The 17,635-nt window shown below is 68.0% G+C and carries 14 protein-coding genes and 1 tRNA gene; 5 read left to right on the top strand and 10 right to left on the bottom strand.

The window, feature by feature from the left end; all coding sequences use genetic code 11:
* Window positions 1-13 precede the first annotated feature (13 nt).
* A complete protein-coding gene (locus BM214_RS01640) occupies window positions 14-2,728 on the top strand; it encodes a sensor domain-containing protein (protein WP_090483468.1) in 2,715 nt (904 codons plus the stop codon).
* Here the strand turns inward: BM214_RS01640 and malQ are convergent.
* Genes malQ through glgC form a run of 3 tightly spaced genes read right to left on the bottom strand, consistent with a single transcriptional unit; the run spans window position 2,713 to window position 7,235 of the window.
* Window positions 2,713-4,200: a 4-alpha-glucanotransferase gene (malQ, locus tag BM214_RS01635; protein ID WP_090483467.1), complete on the bottom strand. Its 1,488-nt coding sequence runs from the start codon at window positions 4,198-4,200 to the stop codon at window positions 2,713-2,715. The two genes, BM214_RS01640 and malQ, sit on opposite strands and share 16 nt — an antisense overlap.
* A gap of 37 nt (window positions 4,201-4,237) precedes the next feature.
* On the bottom strand, window positions 4,238-5,980 hold the full coding sequence (locus BM214_RS01630) for a glycoside hydrolase family 57 protein (protein ID WP_090483466.1): 1,743 nt from the start codon (window positions 5,978-5,980) through the stop codon (window positions 4,238-4,240).
* Window positions 5,970-7,235, bottom strand: a complete 1,266-nt coding sequence (gene glgC, locus BM214_RS01625; protein ID WP_090483465.1) for a glucose-1-phosphate adenylyltransferase — start codon at window positions 7,233-7,235, stop codon at window positions 5,970-5,972. Before glgC ends, BM214_RS01630 begins: the two co-directional genes overlap by 11 nt.
* A gap of 269 nt (window positions 7,236-7,504) precedes the next feature.
* On the opposite strand from glgC, the gene glgB reads away from it, so the two are divergent.
* The 4 genes from glgB to BM214_RS01605 all read left to right on the top strand — a co-directional run bounded on the left by glgB (window position 7,505) and on the right by BM214_RS01605 (window position 11,639).
* The gene (glgB, locus tag BM214_RS01620) at window positions 7,505-9,706 is read left to right on the top strand and encodes a 1,4-alpha-glucan branching protein GlgB (RefSeq protein ID WP_090483464.1); all 2,202 of its coding nucleotides are present in this window, start codon (window positions 7,505-7,507) and stop codon (window positions 9,704-9,706) included.
* An 18-nt stretch (window positions 9,707-9,724) separates the two neighbouring features.
* Window positions 9,725-9,800, top strand: a tRNA-Ala gene (locus BM214_RS01615).
* 137 nt (window positions 9,801-9,937) lie between these two features.
* Complete coding sequence (locus BM214_RS01610) at window positions 9,938-10,936, top strand: calcium/sodium antiporter (RefSeq protein ID WP_090483463.1); 999 nt, start codon at window positions 9,938-9,940, stop codon at window positions 10,934-10,936.
* A 43-nt stretch (window positions 10,937-10,979) separates the two neighbouring features.
* Window positions 10,980-11,639, top strand: coding sequence for an META domain-containing protein (locus BM214_RS01605; RefSeq protein WP_090483462.1), 660 nt, complete (start codon window positions 10,980-10,982; stop codon window positions 11,637-11,639).
* A 40-nt stretch (window positions 11,640-11,679) separates the two neighbouring features.
* On the opposite strand, the gene BM214_RS01600 is transcribed toward BM214_RS01605, so the two are convergent.
* From BM214_RS01600 to BM214_RS01570, 7 genes are all read right to left on the bottom strand, one after another.
* Window positions 11,680-12,510 (bottom strand): ABC transporter ATP-binding protein, encoded by an 831-nt coding sequence (locus tag BM214_RS01600; protein WP_090483461.1) that lies wholly within the window; start codon window positions 12,508-12,510, stop codon window positions 11,680-11,682.
* Complete coding sequence (locus BM214_RS01595) at window positions 12,503-13,240, bottom strand: ABC transporter permease (protein ID WP_177217547.1); 738 nt, start codon at window positions 13,238-13,240, stop codon at window positions 12,503-12,505. Before BM214_RS01595 ends, BM214_RS01600 begins: the two co-directional genes overlap by 8 nt.
* Window positions 13,241-13,263: 23 nt before the next feature.
* Window positions 13,264-14,229 (bottom strand): substrate-binding domain-containing protein, encoded by a 966-nt coding sequence (locus tag BM214_RS01590; protein WP_143096327.1) that lies wholly within the window; start codon window positions 14,227-14,229, stop codon window positions 13,264-13,266.
* A 96-nt stretch (window positions 14,230-14,325) separates the two neighbouring features.
* Entirely contained in the window at window positions 14,326-15,291 is a 966-nt protein-coding gene (locus BM214_RS01585; RefSeq protein ID WP_090483458.1) for a radical SAM protein, read from the bottom strand.
* A 219-nt stretch (window positions 15,292-15,510) separates the two neighbouring features.
* Complete coding sequence (locus BM214_RS01580) at window positions 15,511-15,852, bottom strand: NifB/NifX family molybdenum-iron cluster-binding protein (protein ID WP_090483457.1); 342 nt, start codon at window positions 15,850-15,852, stop codon at window positions 15,511-15,513.
* On the bottom strand, window positions 15,849-16,748 hold the full coding sequence (locus BM214_RS01575; RefSeq protein ID WP_090483456.1) for an ATP-binding protein: 900 nt from the start codon (window positions 16,746-16,748) through the stop codon (window positions 15,849-15,851). Before BM214_RS01575 ends, BM214_RS01580 begins: the two co-directional genes overlap by 4 nt.
* The gene (locus BM214_RS01570) at window positions 16,745-17,611 is read right to left on the bottom strand and encodes a nucleotide-binding protein (protein WP_090483455.1); all 867 of its coding nucleotides are present in this window, start codon (window positions 17,609-17,611) and stop codon (window positions 16,745-16,747) included. Before BM214_RS01570 ends, BM214_RS01575 begins: the two co-directional genes overlap by 4 nt.
* Window positions 17,612-17,635: the final 24 nt, after the last annotated feature.

Raw genomic sequence — 17,635 nt, 5'->3', positions numbered from 1 at the left:
CCCACCAAAACCCATGGCAACGGACCACGACCAGCAGAACGAACTCGCCCGGCTGCGCCAGCGGGCCCGGCAGATCCTGCGGGATCACCATTTCCAGCAGACCCTGGACACCTTCCAGCAGGGGGAACTGGATCTGGAGGGGCTGCTGGAGGAACTGCACATCTACCATGCGGAACTGCGCCTGCAGCAGGATGCCCTGCGGGAGAGCCGCTACGCGGCGGAAGAGGCCCTCAACCGCTTCACCGCCCTCTATCAGGAGCTCCCCATCCCGGTGCTGCGCATCGACCGCAGCGGCTTCGTACAGGAGGGCAACAGCGCCGCCCACCGCCTCCTCGCCCTGGACCACCGCCTGTTCTCCCAGCTGGCGCAGCGTCCCCACCAACTCTTTTTGACCCAGGCCCTGCACCGGGCCACCCAGGATGGGCGGGCCAGTTGCGAGGGGATCCGCCTGCGCCGCCGCGATGGCGGGCCGCTGATCGCCGATCTGAAGATCATCCATCTCCACCACGAGGACTCCCAGCAGAGCGAATACATCTGCAACGTGGTGGACCAGACCCAGTTGCGATCCCAGCACGACCGCCTGCTGGAGGCCCACGAAAGGCTGCGTGTCAGTGAGGCCCGCTACCGTCACGTCAGCGCCGTCACCAGCGACGTGGCCTACGCCTGCATCGCCCCACCCGGCGGGGAATACCGCCTGGACTGGATCACCGACTCCATCCGGGGGGTCACCGGCCACAACGCAGAGGAGATGCTGAGACAGGGCTGCCTGCGCCCCCTGGTGGTGGAAGAGGACCGGCCCCTGTTCGACCGGGACATCCTGGCCCTGGAGCCGGGGCATGCCTCCAGCGTGGAACTGCGCCTGCGGCACCGGGACGGGGAGATCCGCTGGGTGCGCGCCACCAGCGATTGCCTGGAGGATCCCAAGGCGGGCGGCCGCCGGCTCTACGGCGGCTTGACGGACATCACCGAGCAGCGGCGCCGGGAGGAGAAGATCGGCACCCTGGCCCTGGTGGTGGAACAAAGCCCCAGCCTGGTGCTCATGACCGACCGGCGCGGCATCATCCGCTATGTCAACACCCGCTTCTGCCGGCGCACCGGCTACACCCGCCCGGAGATCCAGGGACGGCCCGTCTCGGCCCTGGGCACCCCCGACACCCCCCGGCGGGAATACGCCCGCCTGCGCCGCCGGCTGCGGCGTGGACACGACTGGCAGGGGGAACTGTGCATCCGCACCCGCGGCGGGGACCCCCTCTGGGAGGAGGCCCGCATCACCCCGCTGCGGGATGCCCGTGGGGAGATCACCCACTTCGTCAAGATGGCCGAGGACATCAGCGACCGCAAGGACCTGTCCCGGCAGCTCAGCTTCCTGGTGCACTACGACCCCCTCACCGAGCTACCCAACCGGCTCCTCATGCGGGAACGGGTCGAACAGGCCCTGGCCTCGGCACGCCGCGAAGGATACGGCATGGCCCTGCTCTCGGTGGATGTGGACGGTCTCAAGCTGGTGAACGACTCCCTGGGCCGCGCCACCGGGGACCGCCTGCTGCAGGGGGTGGCACAGCGCCTGCAAACCCTGTTGCGGGAGGAGGACAGCCTGGCCCGATTCGGCGGCGACAATTTCGTCATCCTGGCCGCCCGGCTGGAGCAGACCCAGGAGACCCTGCGCATCACCGAACGCATCCACGGCCAGCTCAAGGAGCCCTTCCAGGTGAACGGTCATGCCCTGACCGTCACCGCCAGCACCGGCATCGCCCTCTACCCGGAGGATGCCGAAGACACCGACGAACTCCTGCGCCGCGCCGACACCGCCCTGCACCGCGCCAAGGCCGATGGGCCGGGGTCCTATCGCTTCTATACCGCCGCCCTCAACACCCAGTTGGCGGAGCGTTTCCACCTGGAGCAGTCCCTGCGCCGGGCCCTGGAGCGGGACGAGATGCTGCTGTATTTCCAACCCCGCCGGGACCTGCGCACGGGGCGCATCGTCAGCCTGGAGGCCCTGCTGCGCTGGCGGCATCCCCGGGAAGGCCTGATCCTGCCCGGACGTTTCATCCCCGTGGCCGAGAGCACCGGACTGATCCTCGACCTGGGCCCGATGGTGCTGGAAAAGGCCTGCCGGCAGTTGCAGGACTGGCGGGCCCGGGGCGTGCCCACGGTGCCGGTGGCCATCAACCTCTCCACCCAGGAGCTCTACACCGAGGATCTGCCGCGGCACATCCAGCAGCGGGTGCAAGCGGCGGACCTGCCGCCGGAACTGCTGGAGTTCGAGATCACCGAGAGCACCGCCATGCGCTCCATGGAGGAGGCCATCCACATCCTCGGGCGCCTCAACAAGATGGGATTCACCCTCTCCGTCGACGACTTCGGCACCGGCTACGCCTCCATGAGCTACCTGAGCAACCTGCCGGTGCAGGGGCTGAAGATCGACCAGTCCTTCGTCGCCCAGATCAGCGACCCCCGGCACGAGGCGGGGGCCGATGCCACCATCGTCAAGGCCATCATCGGCCTGGGGCACAACCTGGGGCTGAATGTCATCGCCGAGGGGGTGGAGAACGAATCCCAGCGCCGTTTCCTGCTGCGCCAGGGTTGCACCCTGGGACAGGGGTTCATGTTCGACCGGCCCAGGCCCGCCGGGGAGATCGAGGCCCAGCTGCGCATCGGCGCGGCGCACCGTCCCGCCCCTTCGAGCTGCCCTGAAGACAGGTCGAAAGGGGATCAGACCCGGCCGTAAAGCGCCATCATCCCCCGCAGACGCCCGGCCAGATCGGCGGGCACCTGATCCCAATCAAAGCGCCAGTTCCAGTTGTCCCCGGTGGTTCCGGGGACGTTCATGCGATGACGCCCGTCCAGAGCCAGCACATCCTGCATGGGGACCACCGCCAGGCGGGCCACGGAGGCCAGGGCACTGCGCACCAGGGGCCAGGGCATGGCCTCGCCGGGTTGGCCCAGGTAGTCCAGGATCCGCTCCTGGAGGGCCTCCCCGCAGGTGTTGAACCACCCCAGGGTAGTGTCGTTGTCGTGGGTGCCGGTGTAGACCACGCAATTGGGCACATGTTGGTGGGGGAGATAGGGATTGGAGGCCCCGCCCTCGAAGGCGAACTGCAGGATCTTCATCCCCGGCAGGCCGTTCTCATCCCGCAGGGCCTCCACCTCGGGGGTGATCACCCCCAGGTCCTCCGCCACCAGCGGCAGCGCGCCGAAGTGCTCCCGCAGGCGCGTGAACAGGGCCTGCCCCGGGGCCGGCCGCCAGTGGCCATGGACCGCCGTCTCCTCCTGGGCGGGGATGGCCCAGGAGGCCTCGAAGCCGCGGAAGTGGTCGATGCGGATCAGGTCCACCATCTCCAGGGCGCCGCCGATGCGCTCGATCCACCAGGCAAAGCCCCTCGAAGCCATGGTGTCCCAGCGGTACAGGGGATTGCCCCAGCGCTGCCCGGTGGAGGAGAAATAGTCCGGCGGCACCCCGGCGACGCAGCCGGGGCGGCCGCTTTCGTCCAGGTCGAACAGGGGGCGGTGGGCCCAGACATCGGCGCTGTCATGGGCCACGAAGATGGGCATGTCACCGAACAGGAGGATGCCCCGCTCATTGGCGTGGCGCTTGACCGCGGCCCATTGCTGGCGGAAGAGGAACTGCTCGAAGCGGTACTGTTCCAGGGCCTGGGCATGGCGGGAGCGGGCCTGCTCCAGGGCCGCCGGCTCCCGGTCCCGCAGGGGAGGTGCCCAGGCCCACCAGGGGGCACGGCCATGCTCGGCGCGCAGGGCCAGATAGAGGGCGTAGTCCTCCAGCCAGAAGCCCTGGCGGGCCTTGAAGTCCTCGAAGGCCTCATGATCGGCCTGGCTGGCATGGGTACGGAAACCGGCATGGGCCCGGCGCAGGACGTCACAATGCAGCGGATCCCGCGCCTCCGGTTCCGGCGTCCAGTCCTCCAGCCAGCCCCGCCCGGCCAGGTCCCGCAGGCAGATCAGCTGGGTATTGCCGGCATGCACGGACATGCACTGGTAGGGGGATCCGCCGTCATGGGGCTGATTCAGGGGCAACACCTGCCACACCGTAATCCCCGAGGCCTCCAAAAACTCCACGAAGCGATGGGCCTCCGGGCCCATGGCGCCCCGGCAGTCCGGACCCGGCAACGAGGTGGGATGCAGCAGCAGGCCGGCACGCCGCCGGTCCAGGATGGGATTGTCCCGGGGATTGTCGTCGGTCACATGACCTCCCGTATGGGGGACTGCACGCCGTGGCGTCTCAATCCCCGGATTTGTGCCCCGGACGCATGACACCGCCTGTCGCGGGATCGCCGCCGCCCCGGCTGATGGCCTGGGAGAGTTCCCGTGGCGGGTGCTCCCCCAGGAGATGATACAGGCGCGCCAGGTGCAGCCGGTAGAGGCGGTCGAAGAGCCCCACGGTACCGCCCGGGTTGTAGTCCCCGAACCACCAGCACCAGTCCGAGCCCTCACAGACCGCCAGCTGGCGCAGCACCGCTGCCTCCTCCTCCCGGGAGAGGCGCCCGCTGCGGCGCACCTCGTCCACCCGCTGCTTGGCCCGGATGAGCAGGTCCCAGCCCCGGTTCTTGTCCGCGTCCCCCACCCAGGTCTCCAGGTTGCCATAGACCCAGCTACCGGCCACCACATGGGGCAGGGACTGGCGCGGCGGACCTGCGAGACACCCGCTGAAGGTGGTCAGCTGGATCTCGGGGTGCTCCGCCAGGCGGCGGTAGAGGGCGCTGAGGAAGTGATAGCCATTGGCGGGGTACTGCTCCCAGGCGTTCTCCCCGTCCAGGATGACGCTCACCACTGCGCTGCGGTCCTCGCCGGCGTGGTCCTGCTCCCAGGCACGGCCGATCTCCTCCAGGTGATGGATGAAGTTGGCCACGGCGTCGTCCCCATGCCAGTCCGCGTAGCGGAAGCCGATGGCATCGGAGAGGCCGTCATCCCGGAAGAACAGGGTCAGGTCGCTGTCATCGAAGCGGTAGGGCTGGTACAGCCAGCGGCGGCTGCCGCTCAGGTCCTCCTCCCCCTGACGCTGCAGGGAATGGGTGAGCACCCCTTCGCCGCTGGCGGCCCAGCGCAGGCCTTCTTTCGCCAGCAGGTGCAGGGCGGCATCGCTCACCGCCCCCTCCGAGGGCCAGCAGCCCCGGGGGCGCTGTCCAAAGATGCGCTCGAAGACCTCCATCCCCCGCTGCAGATGCCAACGCGCCCTGGCCTCGCCCCCGGGGTAGTCTCCGGCCTCGGGGAGCGCGGCCTCGGGCATGGCCTCGCGGGCGCTGTTCATGTCCAAAAGCAGGGGCAGGATGGGATGGGCATAGGGGCTGAAGGCCAGCTCCACCCGGCCTGCCTCGGCGAGGCGGCGGTAGCGGCCCAGGAGGCCCTCCAGCAGCCCCTGGATCACCTCCAGCAGCAGACGGCGCTGGGCCGGGGTGAAATCCCGCCCCTGCTCCAGCAGGGAGCGGATGCGGGGATCGCCGCGGCGCACCGTCTCCCCCAGCCATACCAGGTGGTACCAGGTCACCAGATCGAAGAAGAAGTTGTCCCCCTGATAGTCCACGTACTCCGGGTGTTCCCGCAGCCAGGTCACCATCTCCGCCAGGACCCGGTAGGGGGCATGGGGCTCGATGAAGCGCCTGCGGTTCGCCCGCACGCAGGCCTGGGCCAGTTCCAGCCTCTGGTCGGGGTCCCGGGGCGGGTGCTCTGCCGCCAGCAGGTCCAGGAGGGGATCCCGCGGACGGGTACCCTCCTGCAGGAAGGCCTTCAACTGCCCGGCATAGTCCTCGATCTGCTCCAACAGGATGGGGGCGAAGTTCACCACCGCCCGGGCCCGGGGCTCCGCCTCCATATGGGCGGCCATGTCCACGTAGTCCTTGATGGCGTGGAGATAGGTCCAGGGGAGCGCGTAGTTCCCGGTGCGGCTATCACGGTACTCGGGCTGATGCATGTGCCAGCACAGCACCAGCTTCACCGCGGGACGTTCGGCGGCGGGATCAGCGCACATGGCGGCTTGGACTGCCCAGCATCTCGGGGGTCACCACGGTCACGCCCCCCTCGGAGACATAGAATCGTTTCGCATCCTCCTGGGGATCCTCACCGATAGTGGTGCCCTCGGGGATGCGGCATCCCTGATCGATCACCGCCCGATGGATGCTGCAGTTGCGGCCGATGTCCACGTCCGGCAGCACCACCGAGTCGCTGAGGCTGGCATAGGAGTTGACCGTAACATTGGAGAACAGCAGGGAATGGCGCACTGTAGAGCCCGAGATGATGCAGCCCCCGGAGACCATGGAATCCACCGCCATGCCCCGGCGGTCGTCGTCGTCGAAGACGAACTTCGCCGGGGGGAGCTGCTCCTGATAGGTCCAGATGGGCCATTCCTCATCGTAAAGGTTGAGCTCGGGGGTGACGCCGATGAGCTCCAGGTTGGCGTTCCAGTAGGAATCGATGGTGCCCACGTCCCGCCAGTAGGCCTGGGTGCCCTTCTGCACGTCGCGGAAGGGATAGGCCATCACCCGGCAGCGCTCGATCACCTGCGGGATCACGTCCTTGCCGAAGTCGTGACTGGACCCGGGGGTATCCGCATCCTGCACGAGTTGATCATAGAGAAAGTCCCGGCTGAAGACGTAGATGCCCATGGAGGCCAGGGCCCGGTCGGGTTTATTGGGCATGGGCTGGGGCTGATCGGGCTTTTCGTCGAAGCGACGCACCCGGCCCTCGCCATCGATGGCCATGACGCCGAAGGAGCGGGCCGTCTCCAGGTCCACCTCCAGGCACCCTACGGTCATGTCGGCCCCCGACTCCACGTGATGGGCGATCATGTCGCCATAGTCCATCTTGTAGATATGATCGCCGGCCAGCACCAAGATGTATTCCGGGTTATGGTCGCGGATGATGTCCAGGTTCTGATAGACGGCATCCGCGGTGCCCTCGTACCAGGAGGTCTCGATGCGCTGCTGCGCCGGCCACAGTTCGATGAACTCCCCGAACTCCCCCCGCAGGAAACTCCAGCCCCGCTGGATGTGCTGGATCAGGGAGTGGGATTTATACTGCGTCAGCACCCCCACCTGGCGGATGCCAGAATTGATGCAGTTGGACAGGGGAAAATCGATGATGCGGAACTTCCCGCCAAAGGGCACCGCCGGCTTGGCGCGCCACAGGGTGAGCTGCTTGAGGCGGGAACCCCGGCCTCCGGCCAGGATCAACGCCAGGGTATCGCGGGTGAGACGACTGACAAAACGCTGGGATTTTGGTTTCATGCGGACCTGCCCTGACCCGGGTGATGGGTGCATGGTGATGGGCGCGTGGGATCATTCCCTGAACCGGGGTCAAACGGACGACCCCGGGACCCTGCCCCGCATCATGCGACGGTTTGGTTTCGATTCTATGACATTTCCCCATGCCCCTGGCATGGACGCTCTCCGGAAAGGCCCCTGGCGGCCGGACCGGTCCCCCATTGAAACGGGAACGGGCGATCCGGTTCAAGCGCCCGTCCCCTGCGGACCCTGAAACGACCCAAGGAATCCCCATGCCGGCAAGCATCGAAGAACACCTCGCACGGATCCTCGAGGCCCGTCACCACGACCCCTTCCAGATCCTGGGGCGGCGGGAGGAGGCAGGGGAGGCGGTGCTGCGCGTCCACCTGCCCCATGCCCGGGAGGCCCGGGTGGCCGACCTGGACGAACCCATGACCCCCCTGGGCACGCACGGGTTGTATGAATGGCGCGGCAGCGCCGAACGCCTGCCGCGCCGTCCCCGCATCCGCTGGTGGGATCACGACGGCGCCGAACGGGAGCAGCACGACCCCTACAGCTTCGAGGCCCCGCAACTCCCGGATTTCGACATCCACCTGTTCAACGAGGGCAGGCACTGGCATGCCTACCGCTTCCTCGGCGCCCACCCCCACAGCGTGGACGGCGTCCCCGGCGTGCGCTTCGCCGTCTGGGCCCCGGCAGCGGAGCGGGTCTCCGTGGTGGGGGACTTCAACCGCTGGGACGGGCGCTGCCACCCCATGCGGGTGCGCGGCGGCAGCGGCGTCTGGGAACTCTTCCTCCCGGACCTGCCCCCCGGCAGTCTCTATAAATACGAGATCCGCAACCGCGACAGCGGCGCCGTCCTGCTCAAGACCGACCCCTACGGCCAGCAATTCGAACTGCGCCCCCAGACCGCCGGCATCGTGCCCCAGCCCGGCGGCTTTGCATGGGCCGACCAGGACTGGCTGCACCGGAGGGCTGCAGAGGACTGGCTGCACCGGCCCATGTCCGTCTACGAGGTCCACCTGGGGTCCTGGCAGCAGGATGAAGATGGCCACTTCCTGAACTACCGCGAGCTGGCCCGGCGCCTGGTGGCCTACGTACGGGAGACGGGGTTCACCCACGTGGAACTGCTGCCGGTCACCGAACACCCCTACGACGGCTCCTGGGGCTACCAGACCACCGGCTACTACGCCCCCACCAGCCGCTTCGGCACCCCGGACGATTTCCGTTTCTTCGTCAACCACTGCCACGAGCACGGCATCGGCGTGATCCTGGACTGGGCCCCGGGACACTTCCCCCGGGATGCCCACGCCCTGGCCCGCTTCGACGGCAGCGCCCTCTACGAGCACGAGGATCCGCGCCTTGGGGAGCACCGGGACTGGGGCACACTGATCTTCAATTACGGCCGCAACGAGGTGAAGAACTTCCTCATCTCCAGCGCCATGTACTGGGTGGAGGAGTTCCATATCGACGGCCTGCGGGTAGACGCCGTGGCCTCCATGCTCTATCTGGACTACTCCCGGGAGGAGGGCGACTGGCTGCCCAACAAGTTCGGCGGCAACGAGAACCTGGACGCCATCCAGTTCCTCAGGGACCTGAACAGCTCCGTTCAGGGCCGCCACCCCGGGGCCCTGATCATCGCCGAGGAATCCACCTCCTGGCCCCAGGTGACCCGGCCCACCTGGCTGGGGGGGCTGGGATTCGCCCTGAAGTGGAACATGGGCTGGATGAACGACACCCTGGAGTACTTCAAGAAGGACCCGGTACACCGCCACTTCCACCACGACCAGCTCACCTTCGGTCTGCTCTACGCCTTCACCGAGAACTTCGTCCTGCCCTTCTCCCATGACGAGGTGGTGCACGGCAAGCGCTCCCTGCTCTACCGCATGCCCGGAGACGAATGGCAGCGCTTCGCCAACCTGCGCCTGCTGTACACCTACATGTGGACCTACCCGGGCAAGAAGCTGCTCTTCATGGGCTGCGAATACGGCCAGGGCAACGAATGGGACGCCGCCAGGGCGCTGGAATGGCACCTGCTGCAATACCCCTTTCATGCCGGTGTGCGCCAGCTGGTGGGGGACCTCAACGCCCTCTACACCCGGGAACCCGCCCTGCACCACTTCGACTTCGAATGGCAGGGCTTTGAATGGATCGACTGCCACGATGCCGGGCAGTCGGTGCTCAGCTACCTGCGTAAGGGACCGGACCCGGCGGATGTCCTGGTCTGCGCCATGAACTTCACCCCCGTGCCCCGGGAGGGCTATCGCATCGGCGTGCCCGCACCGGGCCGCTACCGGGAGGTGCTCAACTCCGACTCCCGGTACTACGGCGGCAGCAACCTGGGCAACCTGGAGGCCGAGGCCGAGGACATCCCCTGGATGGGCCGTCCCTATTCCGTGGTCCTTACCCTACCCCCCCTGGCGGGCATCGTCCTCAGGCCCATGGATGCCTCTGGCCAAGGCGGTGAGGACTGATCTATAATGCGCCGCATCGGGGCGGTAGCTCAGTTGGGAGAGCGCAGCAATCGCACTGCTGAGGTCGTGGGTTCGACTCCCATCCGCTCCACCAGAACCACATCGGTGACCCGATCCGGAAGGCCTCGTGCAGTGCGCGGGGCCTTCTGCGTATGGGGCCCCTCCCGTCGGGACACCCTCCATAAGCCAAGGCAGTAGCCGCACCGCCTGAACCCGAAGGACCGTATCCACATGCTCACCCCCTCCCTCGCCGTCCTCCTGGGCCTGATCCTGCTGGTGTGGAGCGCCGACCGCTTCGTGGACGGGGCCTCGGCCACGGCGCGGCATCTGGGGATGCCCCCCCTGCTCATCGGCATGGTGGTGGTGGGCTTTGGCACCTCGGCCCCGGAGATCGTGGTCTCGGTCCTGGCCTCCCTGCAGGGCAACCCCGGTCTCGCCCTGGGCAACGCCTACGGCTCCAATATCACCAACATCGCCTTGATCCTGGGGATCACGGCCCTCATCGGCCCCATCGCCGTGCATTCCCAGGTGCTGCGCAAGGAACTGCCCCTGCTCACGGCGGTGACGGCGGTGGCGGCCTGGCAGGTCTGGGACGGTGAGATCACCCGCTGGGAGGCGGTGATCCTGCTGCTGCTGTTCGTGGGCATTATGGGCTGGAGTATCCGCCAGGGGATGCGCAAAGGGCCCGATCCCTGGGCGGACGACCTCACCAAGGAATTGAAGAGCCACCCCATGCCCCTGGGCCGGGCCCTGGCCTGGCTGGGGGTGGGGCTGATCCTGCTCGTCGCCAGCTCACGCATCCTGGTCTGGGGGGCCGTGGACATCGCCCACGGGCTGGGTGTGAGCGACCTGATCATCGGCCTCACGGTGGTGGCCGTGGGCACCTCCCTGCCGGAACTGGCCTCCTCCGTGGCCGCCGCCCGCAAGGGGGAACACGACATGGCTCTGGGCAACATCCTGGGATCCAACCTGTTCAACACCCTGGCCGTGGTGGGGCTGGCGGGGGTCATCGCCCCCATCGCCCCGGGGCCCGAGGTCTTCTCCCGCGACATGCTGGTGATGGCCGGCCTGACCCTCTCCCTATTCCTCTTCGGTTACGGTTTTCGCGGCCCGGGCCGCATCAATCGCATCGAGGGTGGCCTGCTGCTGGCGGTGTACGTGATCTACACCGGCTACCTGATCTCCATCGCCCTGGGGGGAACCGCCCCTGCCGCTATCCCGGGACCCTAAGATGGGAGATCATGGGGGCAGCTCACACCCCACGAGATCCCCCATGATCCCGCTACCCCGCCCTGCCCCGGCCATCTTCCTGGCCCTTTTGGCCCTGCTGCCCGCTTGCGCCCCCATGGAAAAGCGCGAGGTCACGGGTGCGCTCACCTACCGGCCACGCATCGCCCTGCCCCCCGAGGCCGAGGTGGAGGTAAGCGCCCAGGGGGCACTGGGGACCCGCCTGGGGGAATACCGCAAGGCGACGGGGGGCGCCCAGGTGCCGTTGCCGTTCACCCTATCCTTCCCGCCGGGTGTGTCGGGGACGCTGAAGGCCGCCTCGGGGGCACGCTACGTGGCCGAGGGCGGGGAAGACACCTTGTTCTGGTCCAAGAGGGATGCCGCCATGCTGAGGCTCCAGGGGCGGCATCTGCCCGAGTGCACCCGCGCGGATCGGCCCCCGCCCTACCGCGCCTCGGGCAACGAACCCGGCTGGCATGTGGACGTGGGTGCGCAGCGGGTGCAGGTGGTGACCGACTACGGTGCACGCACCCTCGGCCCCCTGGCCACCACCATGATGGCCTGCCCACAGGCCCTCATGGACCAGGAGCGCCGCGTCCTGCAGGCGCTGGAGGCGGTGCGCCGCTTCGACCGGGACGCCACCGGGGCCCTGCGCCTCATGGGAGAATCCGGAGACACCCCGCTGCTGACGGCCAGGCGGCCATAGGCCGGGTACGAGGGCACAGACCGCATTACATCAGGTGGCCTTACGGCAGGGTCTCCTCAGGAGGGGTGCGCAGGGACGGACAGGACTCGGAGGAGGCCGGACAGGCGGCCGAGGGATGTCCGCCGCGGATGGCCTCCAGCACCCGCTCCTCGAAGCGGGCCACCAGCCCCGGCGGACGCCGCCCCTGCTTGCCGGAGGCGGGATTGCGCAATTCCGCCAGGGTGCGTCCGGGGGTCCGCCCCATGACCAGCACCCGGTCGCAGAGGTGGGCCACCTCGCGCACGTCGTGGCTGACGAAGATCACCCCCAGGTCCAGGGCGCGCACCCGGGTACGCACCAGCTCCAGCAGATCGGTGCGGGTGAAATAATCCAGGCTGGAGAAGGGTTCATCCATGAGCAACAGATCCGGTTCCATGGCCAGGGCCCGGGCGATACCCACGCGCTGGCGCATGCCGCCGGAGAGCCGCGCGGGATACTGTGCCTCCGCCCCTTCCAGGCCCACGGCATGGAGCGCCTCCAGGGCCCGCACCCGGTCACGTCGCGACAGCACCAGTTCCACGTTGCGCAGCGCCGTCAGCCAGGGCAGCAGGTTCGGCTCCTGGAACACCATCCCCAGGCGGTGATAGTCGCGGCGGATGCCCCCCTCGTCCGGGTGCTCGCGCCCGGCCACCAGACGCAGCAGGGTGGACTTGCCGCAGCCACTGGCGCCGCAGATCCCCACCACCTCGCCGCGGCGCACCACAAGATCCACCCCCTTCACCCCCTGACCGCCGGGAAAGATCCGGGTCACCCCCTCCAGGGTCAGCAGGTCCGGCGCATCGGAAGGCGAGTCCTCGAAGGGACAGCGGAATTCGGTCTGCAGATCACTCATGTCGCAAGCGCCTCTCGATGCGATGGCGCACCGGGTCGATGAGCAGGTATTCCAGGGCCAGCCCCAGCAGCACGATCCACAGGATGGTGGCGTAGACGTCGTCGATGGCCCCGTAGAGATACCCGCCCCACAGGGATTGCCCCAGACCGGCGTCGCTGGAGAAGGCCTCGGCCATGATGACACTGCGCCAGGCCACCGACAGGGCGCTGGAGGCGGCCCCCGTCAGGGTCAGGGCCAGATGGGGCAGGAAGATGTACCACACCCGCGTCCAGCGGGAGAGGCGATAGACATGGGCCATATCCAGCAACCCCTGGTCCACCTGGGAGAGGCCATGGGCGGTGGCCATGTAGACCAGCGGCAGGGCCATGCTCACCCCCACCAGCACGGGGGGGCCGGCCCCGATCCCCAGCCAGAGCACCGCCAGCACCAGCCAGGCGATGTGGGGCGCGGCCTCCACCACCACCACCACCGGATGCAGGGCCCGGCCCAGGGCGGGCCAGCGCCCCACTCCAAGCCCCAGGAACACCCCGCCCAGCAGGGAGAGGAAGAAGGCCAGCAGCACATTGCGCAGGGTGACCGCGGTATCGGCCCAGAGCGCCCCTTCCCCCAGCAGGGAACCGAGCCGCCCGGCCACGTCCCAGGGGGTGGGCAGGATGGCGGCGGGCAATTGCAGACTGGCCAGGCCCCAGAGGAGCAGCAGTCCGGACAGCCCCGCCGCCGGGGGCGCCAAGCGCCTCCACGTGGAAGGAAGGCTCATCGGTCGAACAGGGCCTCCGGCGCCCGGATACCGAAGACCGAATCCAGATACCCCTCCATGGACTCGCGCTGCTCACGGGGGGAGCGAAGATCCCATCGCACCCGCTCCCGGGACAGCATATCCTGCAGGGCTGCCGCCTCCACGGGCATGTTGAAGAATTCCTTAAACCCCTGCGCGGCGATGCGGGCCGCCTCGGCGTGATGGGCCGGATCCTGCAGCCACTGCGTGACCTGCTCCAGGGCCCGCACCAGGGCCTGCCGCGCCTCGGGAGACACCTCGTCATGGACCTGCCACAGGGCCCCCAGGGGGATCTCTCCGCCCAGGGCCTCGGCCGGGTCCAGACCCACACGCCAGCGCTGCCCCCAGTCCTGTTCCTCCTGAAGATGCAGGATCAGGCTCACCAACGGCTCCGGCGCGGCCACCGCCGCCGGGGCCCGTCCGGGGGCGCGCATCTGCGCCATCAGGGCCATGCCGCCGCCGCTGCTGCCGAAACGGGTCTCGATCCCCTGGCGTGCCAGGGCCTTTTCGGTGACGATATGCGGCGGCGTGGACAGCCCCGGGGCCACCAGCACGCGCTGCCCGTCCAGCCCCGCCAGGTCCTCCTTCTGCTCGGGCACCAGCAGATAGATGCCCTGCCACACCCAGGGACCCACCAGTTGCAGCCCCTCCAGACCGCCCTGCAGGAAGCGCACGCCCCCCACGAGATTGAAGAAGGCGAAGTCCATGCGCTGCCCCACCATCATGGCGCGCATGGCCGAGGGGTCCCCCGCCGGATTGGCCACCAGTTGCAGTTCGTGCCCTGGCAGGAAGCGCTCCTGGTACTCGGCCAGGACGAAGACCGGCAGGGCGTTGGGATCGGGGGGCATGGCCACGCGGATGGGATCCGCCGCCAGGGCAGACGACATCCCGCCCAGCAGCATCATCAACAGCGCCATGCGCATCCATCGTAGGGGACGCATCATCAGAACTCCCTGAATTGCTGATATCTAGATGAAAATGATAACGCTTTTCAGGGAGACGTCAATGCACTATAACAGGGCTCGCCCGTGGACCGCGCCTCACCCGCCGCTTCCGGACGGCTCTACCTCCTCGCTGCGGCGCAGCCGGTAGAACACCCCCCGCGCCAGGCGCACCGGTTCCACGCGGCCATCCGATTCCAGGGCCCCCAGGTATTTGTTCACCTCATTGGCGTGCAGCCCCAGGATGCCCTGCAGGTCCTCCACGGTGCAGGGGCGGCGGGCGATGGTATCCAGGATGGCCGCCTCGGTATCGCGGCGATAGGCCGGGCCCTGGCGGCGGGCCACGGCGGCGATGATCTCCACGTGGTCCAGGCCCCAGTCCTCCCGGATGCGTTCCAGGGTCTCGGGGGACACCGCCTGCAGATCGGCAAGGACACCGGGGCGATCCAGGGTGTTGAGCTGGATGCGGTCGGGCGCGATGCGCACCAGGGCCTCGCGCAACCGCGCCAGGTCCTCGGGGTTGTCGTTGTACCCCGCCAGGAGCATCACCTCCACCCAGATGCGCCCGGAGAATTCCCGGCGGAAGTCCACCAGGCCCTGGATGCAGTCGTTCAGACGCACCGCGCGCACGGGCCGGTCCATGCGCCGGAAGGTGGCCTCGGTGGCGGCATCCAGGGAAGGGAGCACTAGGTCCGCCGGCAGCAGTTCCCTGCGGACCTTTGGATCCGACAGCAGGCTGCCGTTGGTGAGCACCGCCACAGGGATGTCCCGGGACTGGGACTTGATGAACCGGATCACCTCGCCGATGCGGGAATTGAGGGTGGGCTCGCCGGAGCCGGAGAGGGTGATGTAGTCGGGTGCGGGGTTTTCCTCCAGGAAACGCCCCAGTTCCGCCAACACCTCATCCACGGGCACGTATTCATCCCGCTGCGCCGTGGGGGTGGTGGTCTTGCCGCACTCGCAGTAGATGCAGTTGTAGCTGCAGACCTTGGGGGGCACCAAGTCCACCCCCAGGGACATGCCCAGGCGGCGCGAAGGTACGGGGCCGAACAGGTGTTTGTACATGCAAACCTCGTGTAGCTGGGGGTGGAGCGACATCGCCCGCACGGCCTCGGCATGGGACTGGTGCGGGGGCTGGCAACGGCCTGTCACCGCATGCCTGCGGGCAGGGACGTATTCACGGCGTCCCGCCGCAGGGGACCCGCCCCCCAGGAACACACCCCTGGTAAATGGCCCAGGGATATCCCATAAAACGCCCTGGGTTTTGGCCCCGGAACGCCCCCTTCACTCAAAACGCTGCAGTTTGCCCGACTTCCAGGCCGCATAGGCCCGTTCCACGGTCATGCCACCGGCGCCGATAAAGGTCTGCACACCGGATCGCTGCAGCACGGAGGCGGCATTACCGCCGGGTCCGTTGCCGGTCACCAGGACCTGCGCCCCCATCTCGAACAGCCTGCGCGCGGTCTGCACCGCCGCGCCGTGGGCCACGCCCTCCACCTGTCGATTGTCGCAGTGTTCATATTGCCCGCTCTCCTCATCATACACGAGCAGGAAGGCGGTCCGTCCGAACCGCGGGTCCATGGGGGCATCGGGGGTGGTGCCCTGACTGGTGAATGCGATCTTCATGGGTGATCTCCTGTACGTTCCGTTCCCAGCAGGGTCCGCAGCCTGGTCCAGCTCTCCTCCAGGGCCCGGGCCAGGGGGGTACCCTCTTTCTCCACCACGGTGCAGCCCTCCACCATGGCCTCGGTGAAGGCCTCGTCGTAGGGCAGGTCCGCCAGATGGCGGATGCCCGCCTCTTGCAGAAAGGCGTGCACGCTGCGGGTCATCTCCGGGTTCAGATCGGCCTTGTTGACGATGCAGGCGGTGGCCATGTCAAAGCGGCGCACCAGGTCATACACACGCCGCAGGTCATGAAAGCCCGAGACCGTGGGCTCGGTGACGAACACCACGGCATCCGCCCCGGAGAGGGAGGACATGACCGGGCAGCCGATGCCCGGGGCCCCATCCACCAGGATCCATTCCCGACCCTGCTCGCGGGCCGCCTCCCGGGCCTCCTGCTTCACCTTGGCCACCAGCTTGCCGGAGTTCTCCGCGCCGATGTCCAGACGGGCATGCACCATGGTGCCGCCGGTGCGCAGACGGGAGCGGTACCACTGCCCCACCTTGCGCTCCTGGAGCTGGACCGCCCGCTGCGGGCACACCCGGGCGCAGTAGCCGCAGCCCTCGCAGTCCAATTCCCGTATGTGGTGATGCCCGTCCACCACATGGACGGCATCGAACCGGCACACCTGGGCACAGATCCCGCATTCGTCGCAGCGCGAGGGATCGATGCGCGCCAGCAGGCCGCTGTAGAAGTCCTCGGCGTGGTCGAAATCCGGCGCCAGCAGCAGATGCAGGTCGGCGGCATCCACATCGCAGTCGGCGGTGATCACGTCCTCGCCCCCCAGCAGGGAGAAGCTGGCCGAGATGGAGGTCTTGCCCGTGCCCCCCTTGCCGGAGATCACGACGATCTCTTTCATGCCGCCCCCTCCTGCTCGATGCGTTGAATGAATCCCGCCACCGCCTCCAGTTGGGCGGCCACCTCCGGGACATGGGGATGGATCAATTGCCCCCGGGCATAGCACTGGGCCGCCTCGCGACTGTGGGGCAGGCGCGCCGCCACGGGGATCCCCTCCTGGCGGCAATAGGCCTCCACATCGGCATTGCCCAGACCATGGCGGTTGATCACCACGGCACAGGGCCGCCCCAGCCCGCGCACGGTCTCCACCGCCAGCTTCAGATCATGCAGACCAAAGGGGGTGGGCTCGGTCACCAGCAGGACGAAATCGGCATCCTTCACCGCCTCAATCATGGAACACGCCGTCCCGGGCGGGGCATCGCAGAGGATCAGGGTATCTTTGGAGAAACGCGCCCCGAGATAGTCCAGGGTGTGGGCGATGAGGGGCACCGCCTGTTCCTGTCCGATGTCCAGACATCCCTGGACCAGGTCCAGACTGCCGCTGCGGCGATGGGACAGATCCCCGATCTTCATGGGGGTCATGGGCAGGGCCTCCACCGGGCAGAGCTCGGAACAGGCGTAGCAGCTGTGGCACAGCTCCCGGAACACCATCACCTCACTGCCGGTCTCGATGAGGGCATTGAACTGGCACACCTCCTGACAGACCCCGCAGAAGGTGCACTGATCCGCCACCCAGGACGGGACCATGCGGTGCACCGCCTCCTCATGCACCGTCTCGGCCTGGACGAAGAGACCGGAATTGGGCTCCTCCACGTCCAGGTCCGCCAGCACCACCGGGCGGTGCCGCGCCAGAAGGTCTGCCAGGTTCACCGAGACGGTGGTCTTTCCGGTCCCGCCCTTGCCGCTGGCGATGGCCACCCTCATGACCGGCCCTGGCGCTTCTCGTTC

The sequence above is a fragment of the Ectothiorhodospira mobilis genome (assembly GCF_900114895.1).
Lineage (GTDB): Bacteria > Pseudomonadota > Gammaproteobacteria > Ectothiorhodospirales > Ectothiorhodospiraceae > Ectothiorhodospira > Ectothiorhodospira mobilis_A.
This window is presented reverse-complemented; position numbering and strand designations above follow the sequence as displayed.

Bases quoted from the DNA above. Each gene is read 5' to 3' on its own strand.
- BM214_RS01610 (WP_090483463.1), top strand. From the start codon at position 9,938: ATGCTCACCCCCTCCCTCGCCGTCCTCCTGGGCCTGATCCTGCTGGTG.
- glgB (WP_090483464.1), top strand. From the start codon at position 7,505: ATGCCGGCAAGCATCGAAGAACACCTCGCACGGATCCTCGAGGCCCGT.
- BM214_RS01605 (WP_090483462.1), top strand. From the start codon at position 10,980: ATGATCCCGCTACCCCGCCCTGCCCCGGCCATCTTCCTGGCCCTTTTG.
- BM214_RS01570 (WP_090483455.1), bottom strand. From the start codon at position 17,611: ATGAGGGTGGCCATCGCCAGCGGCAAGGGCGGGACCGGAAAGACCACC.
- glgC (WP_090483465.1), bottom strand. From the start codon at position 7,235: ATGAAACCAAAATCCCAGCGTTTTGTCAGTCGTCTCACCCGCGATACC.
- BM214_RS01640 (WP_090483468.1), top strand. From the start codon at position 14: ATGGCAACGGACCACGACCAGCAGAACGAACTCGCCCGGCTGCGCCAG.
- BM214_RS01630 (WP_090483466.1), bottom strand. From the start codon at position 5,980: ATGTGCGCTGATCCCGCCGCCGAACGTCCCGCGGTGAAGCTGGTGCTG.
- BM214_RS01590 (WP_143096327.1), bottom strand. From the start codon at position 14,229: ATGATGCGTCCCCTACGATGGATGCGCATGGCGCTGTTGATGATGCTG.
- BM214_RS01575 (WP_090483456.1), bottom strand. From the start codon at position 16,748: ATGAAAGAGATCGTCGTGATCTCCGGCAAGGGGGGCACGGGCAAGACC.
- BM214_RS01585 (WP_090483458.1), bottom strand. From the start codon at position 15,291: ATGTACAAACACCTGTTCGGCCCCGTACCTTCGCGCCGCCTGGGCATG.
- BM214_RS01580 (WP_090483457.1), bottom strand. From the start codon at position 15,852: ATGAAGATCGCATTCACCAGTCAGGGCACCACCCCCGATGCCCCCATG.
- BM214_RS01600 (WP_090483461.1), bottom strand. From the start codon at position 12,510: ATGAGTGATCTGCAGACCGAATTCCGCTGTCCCTTCGAGGACTCGCCT.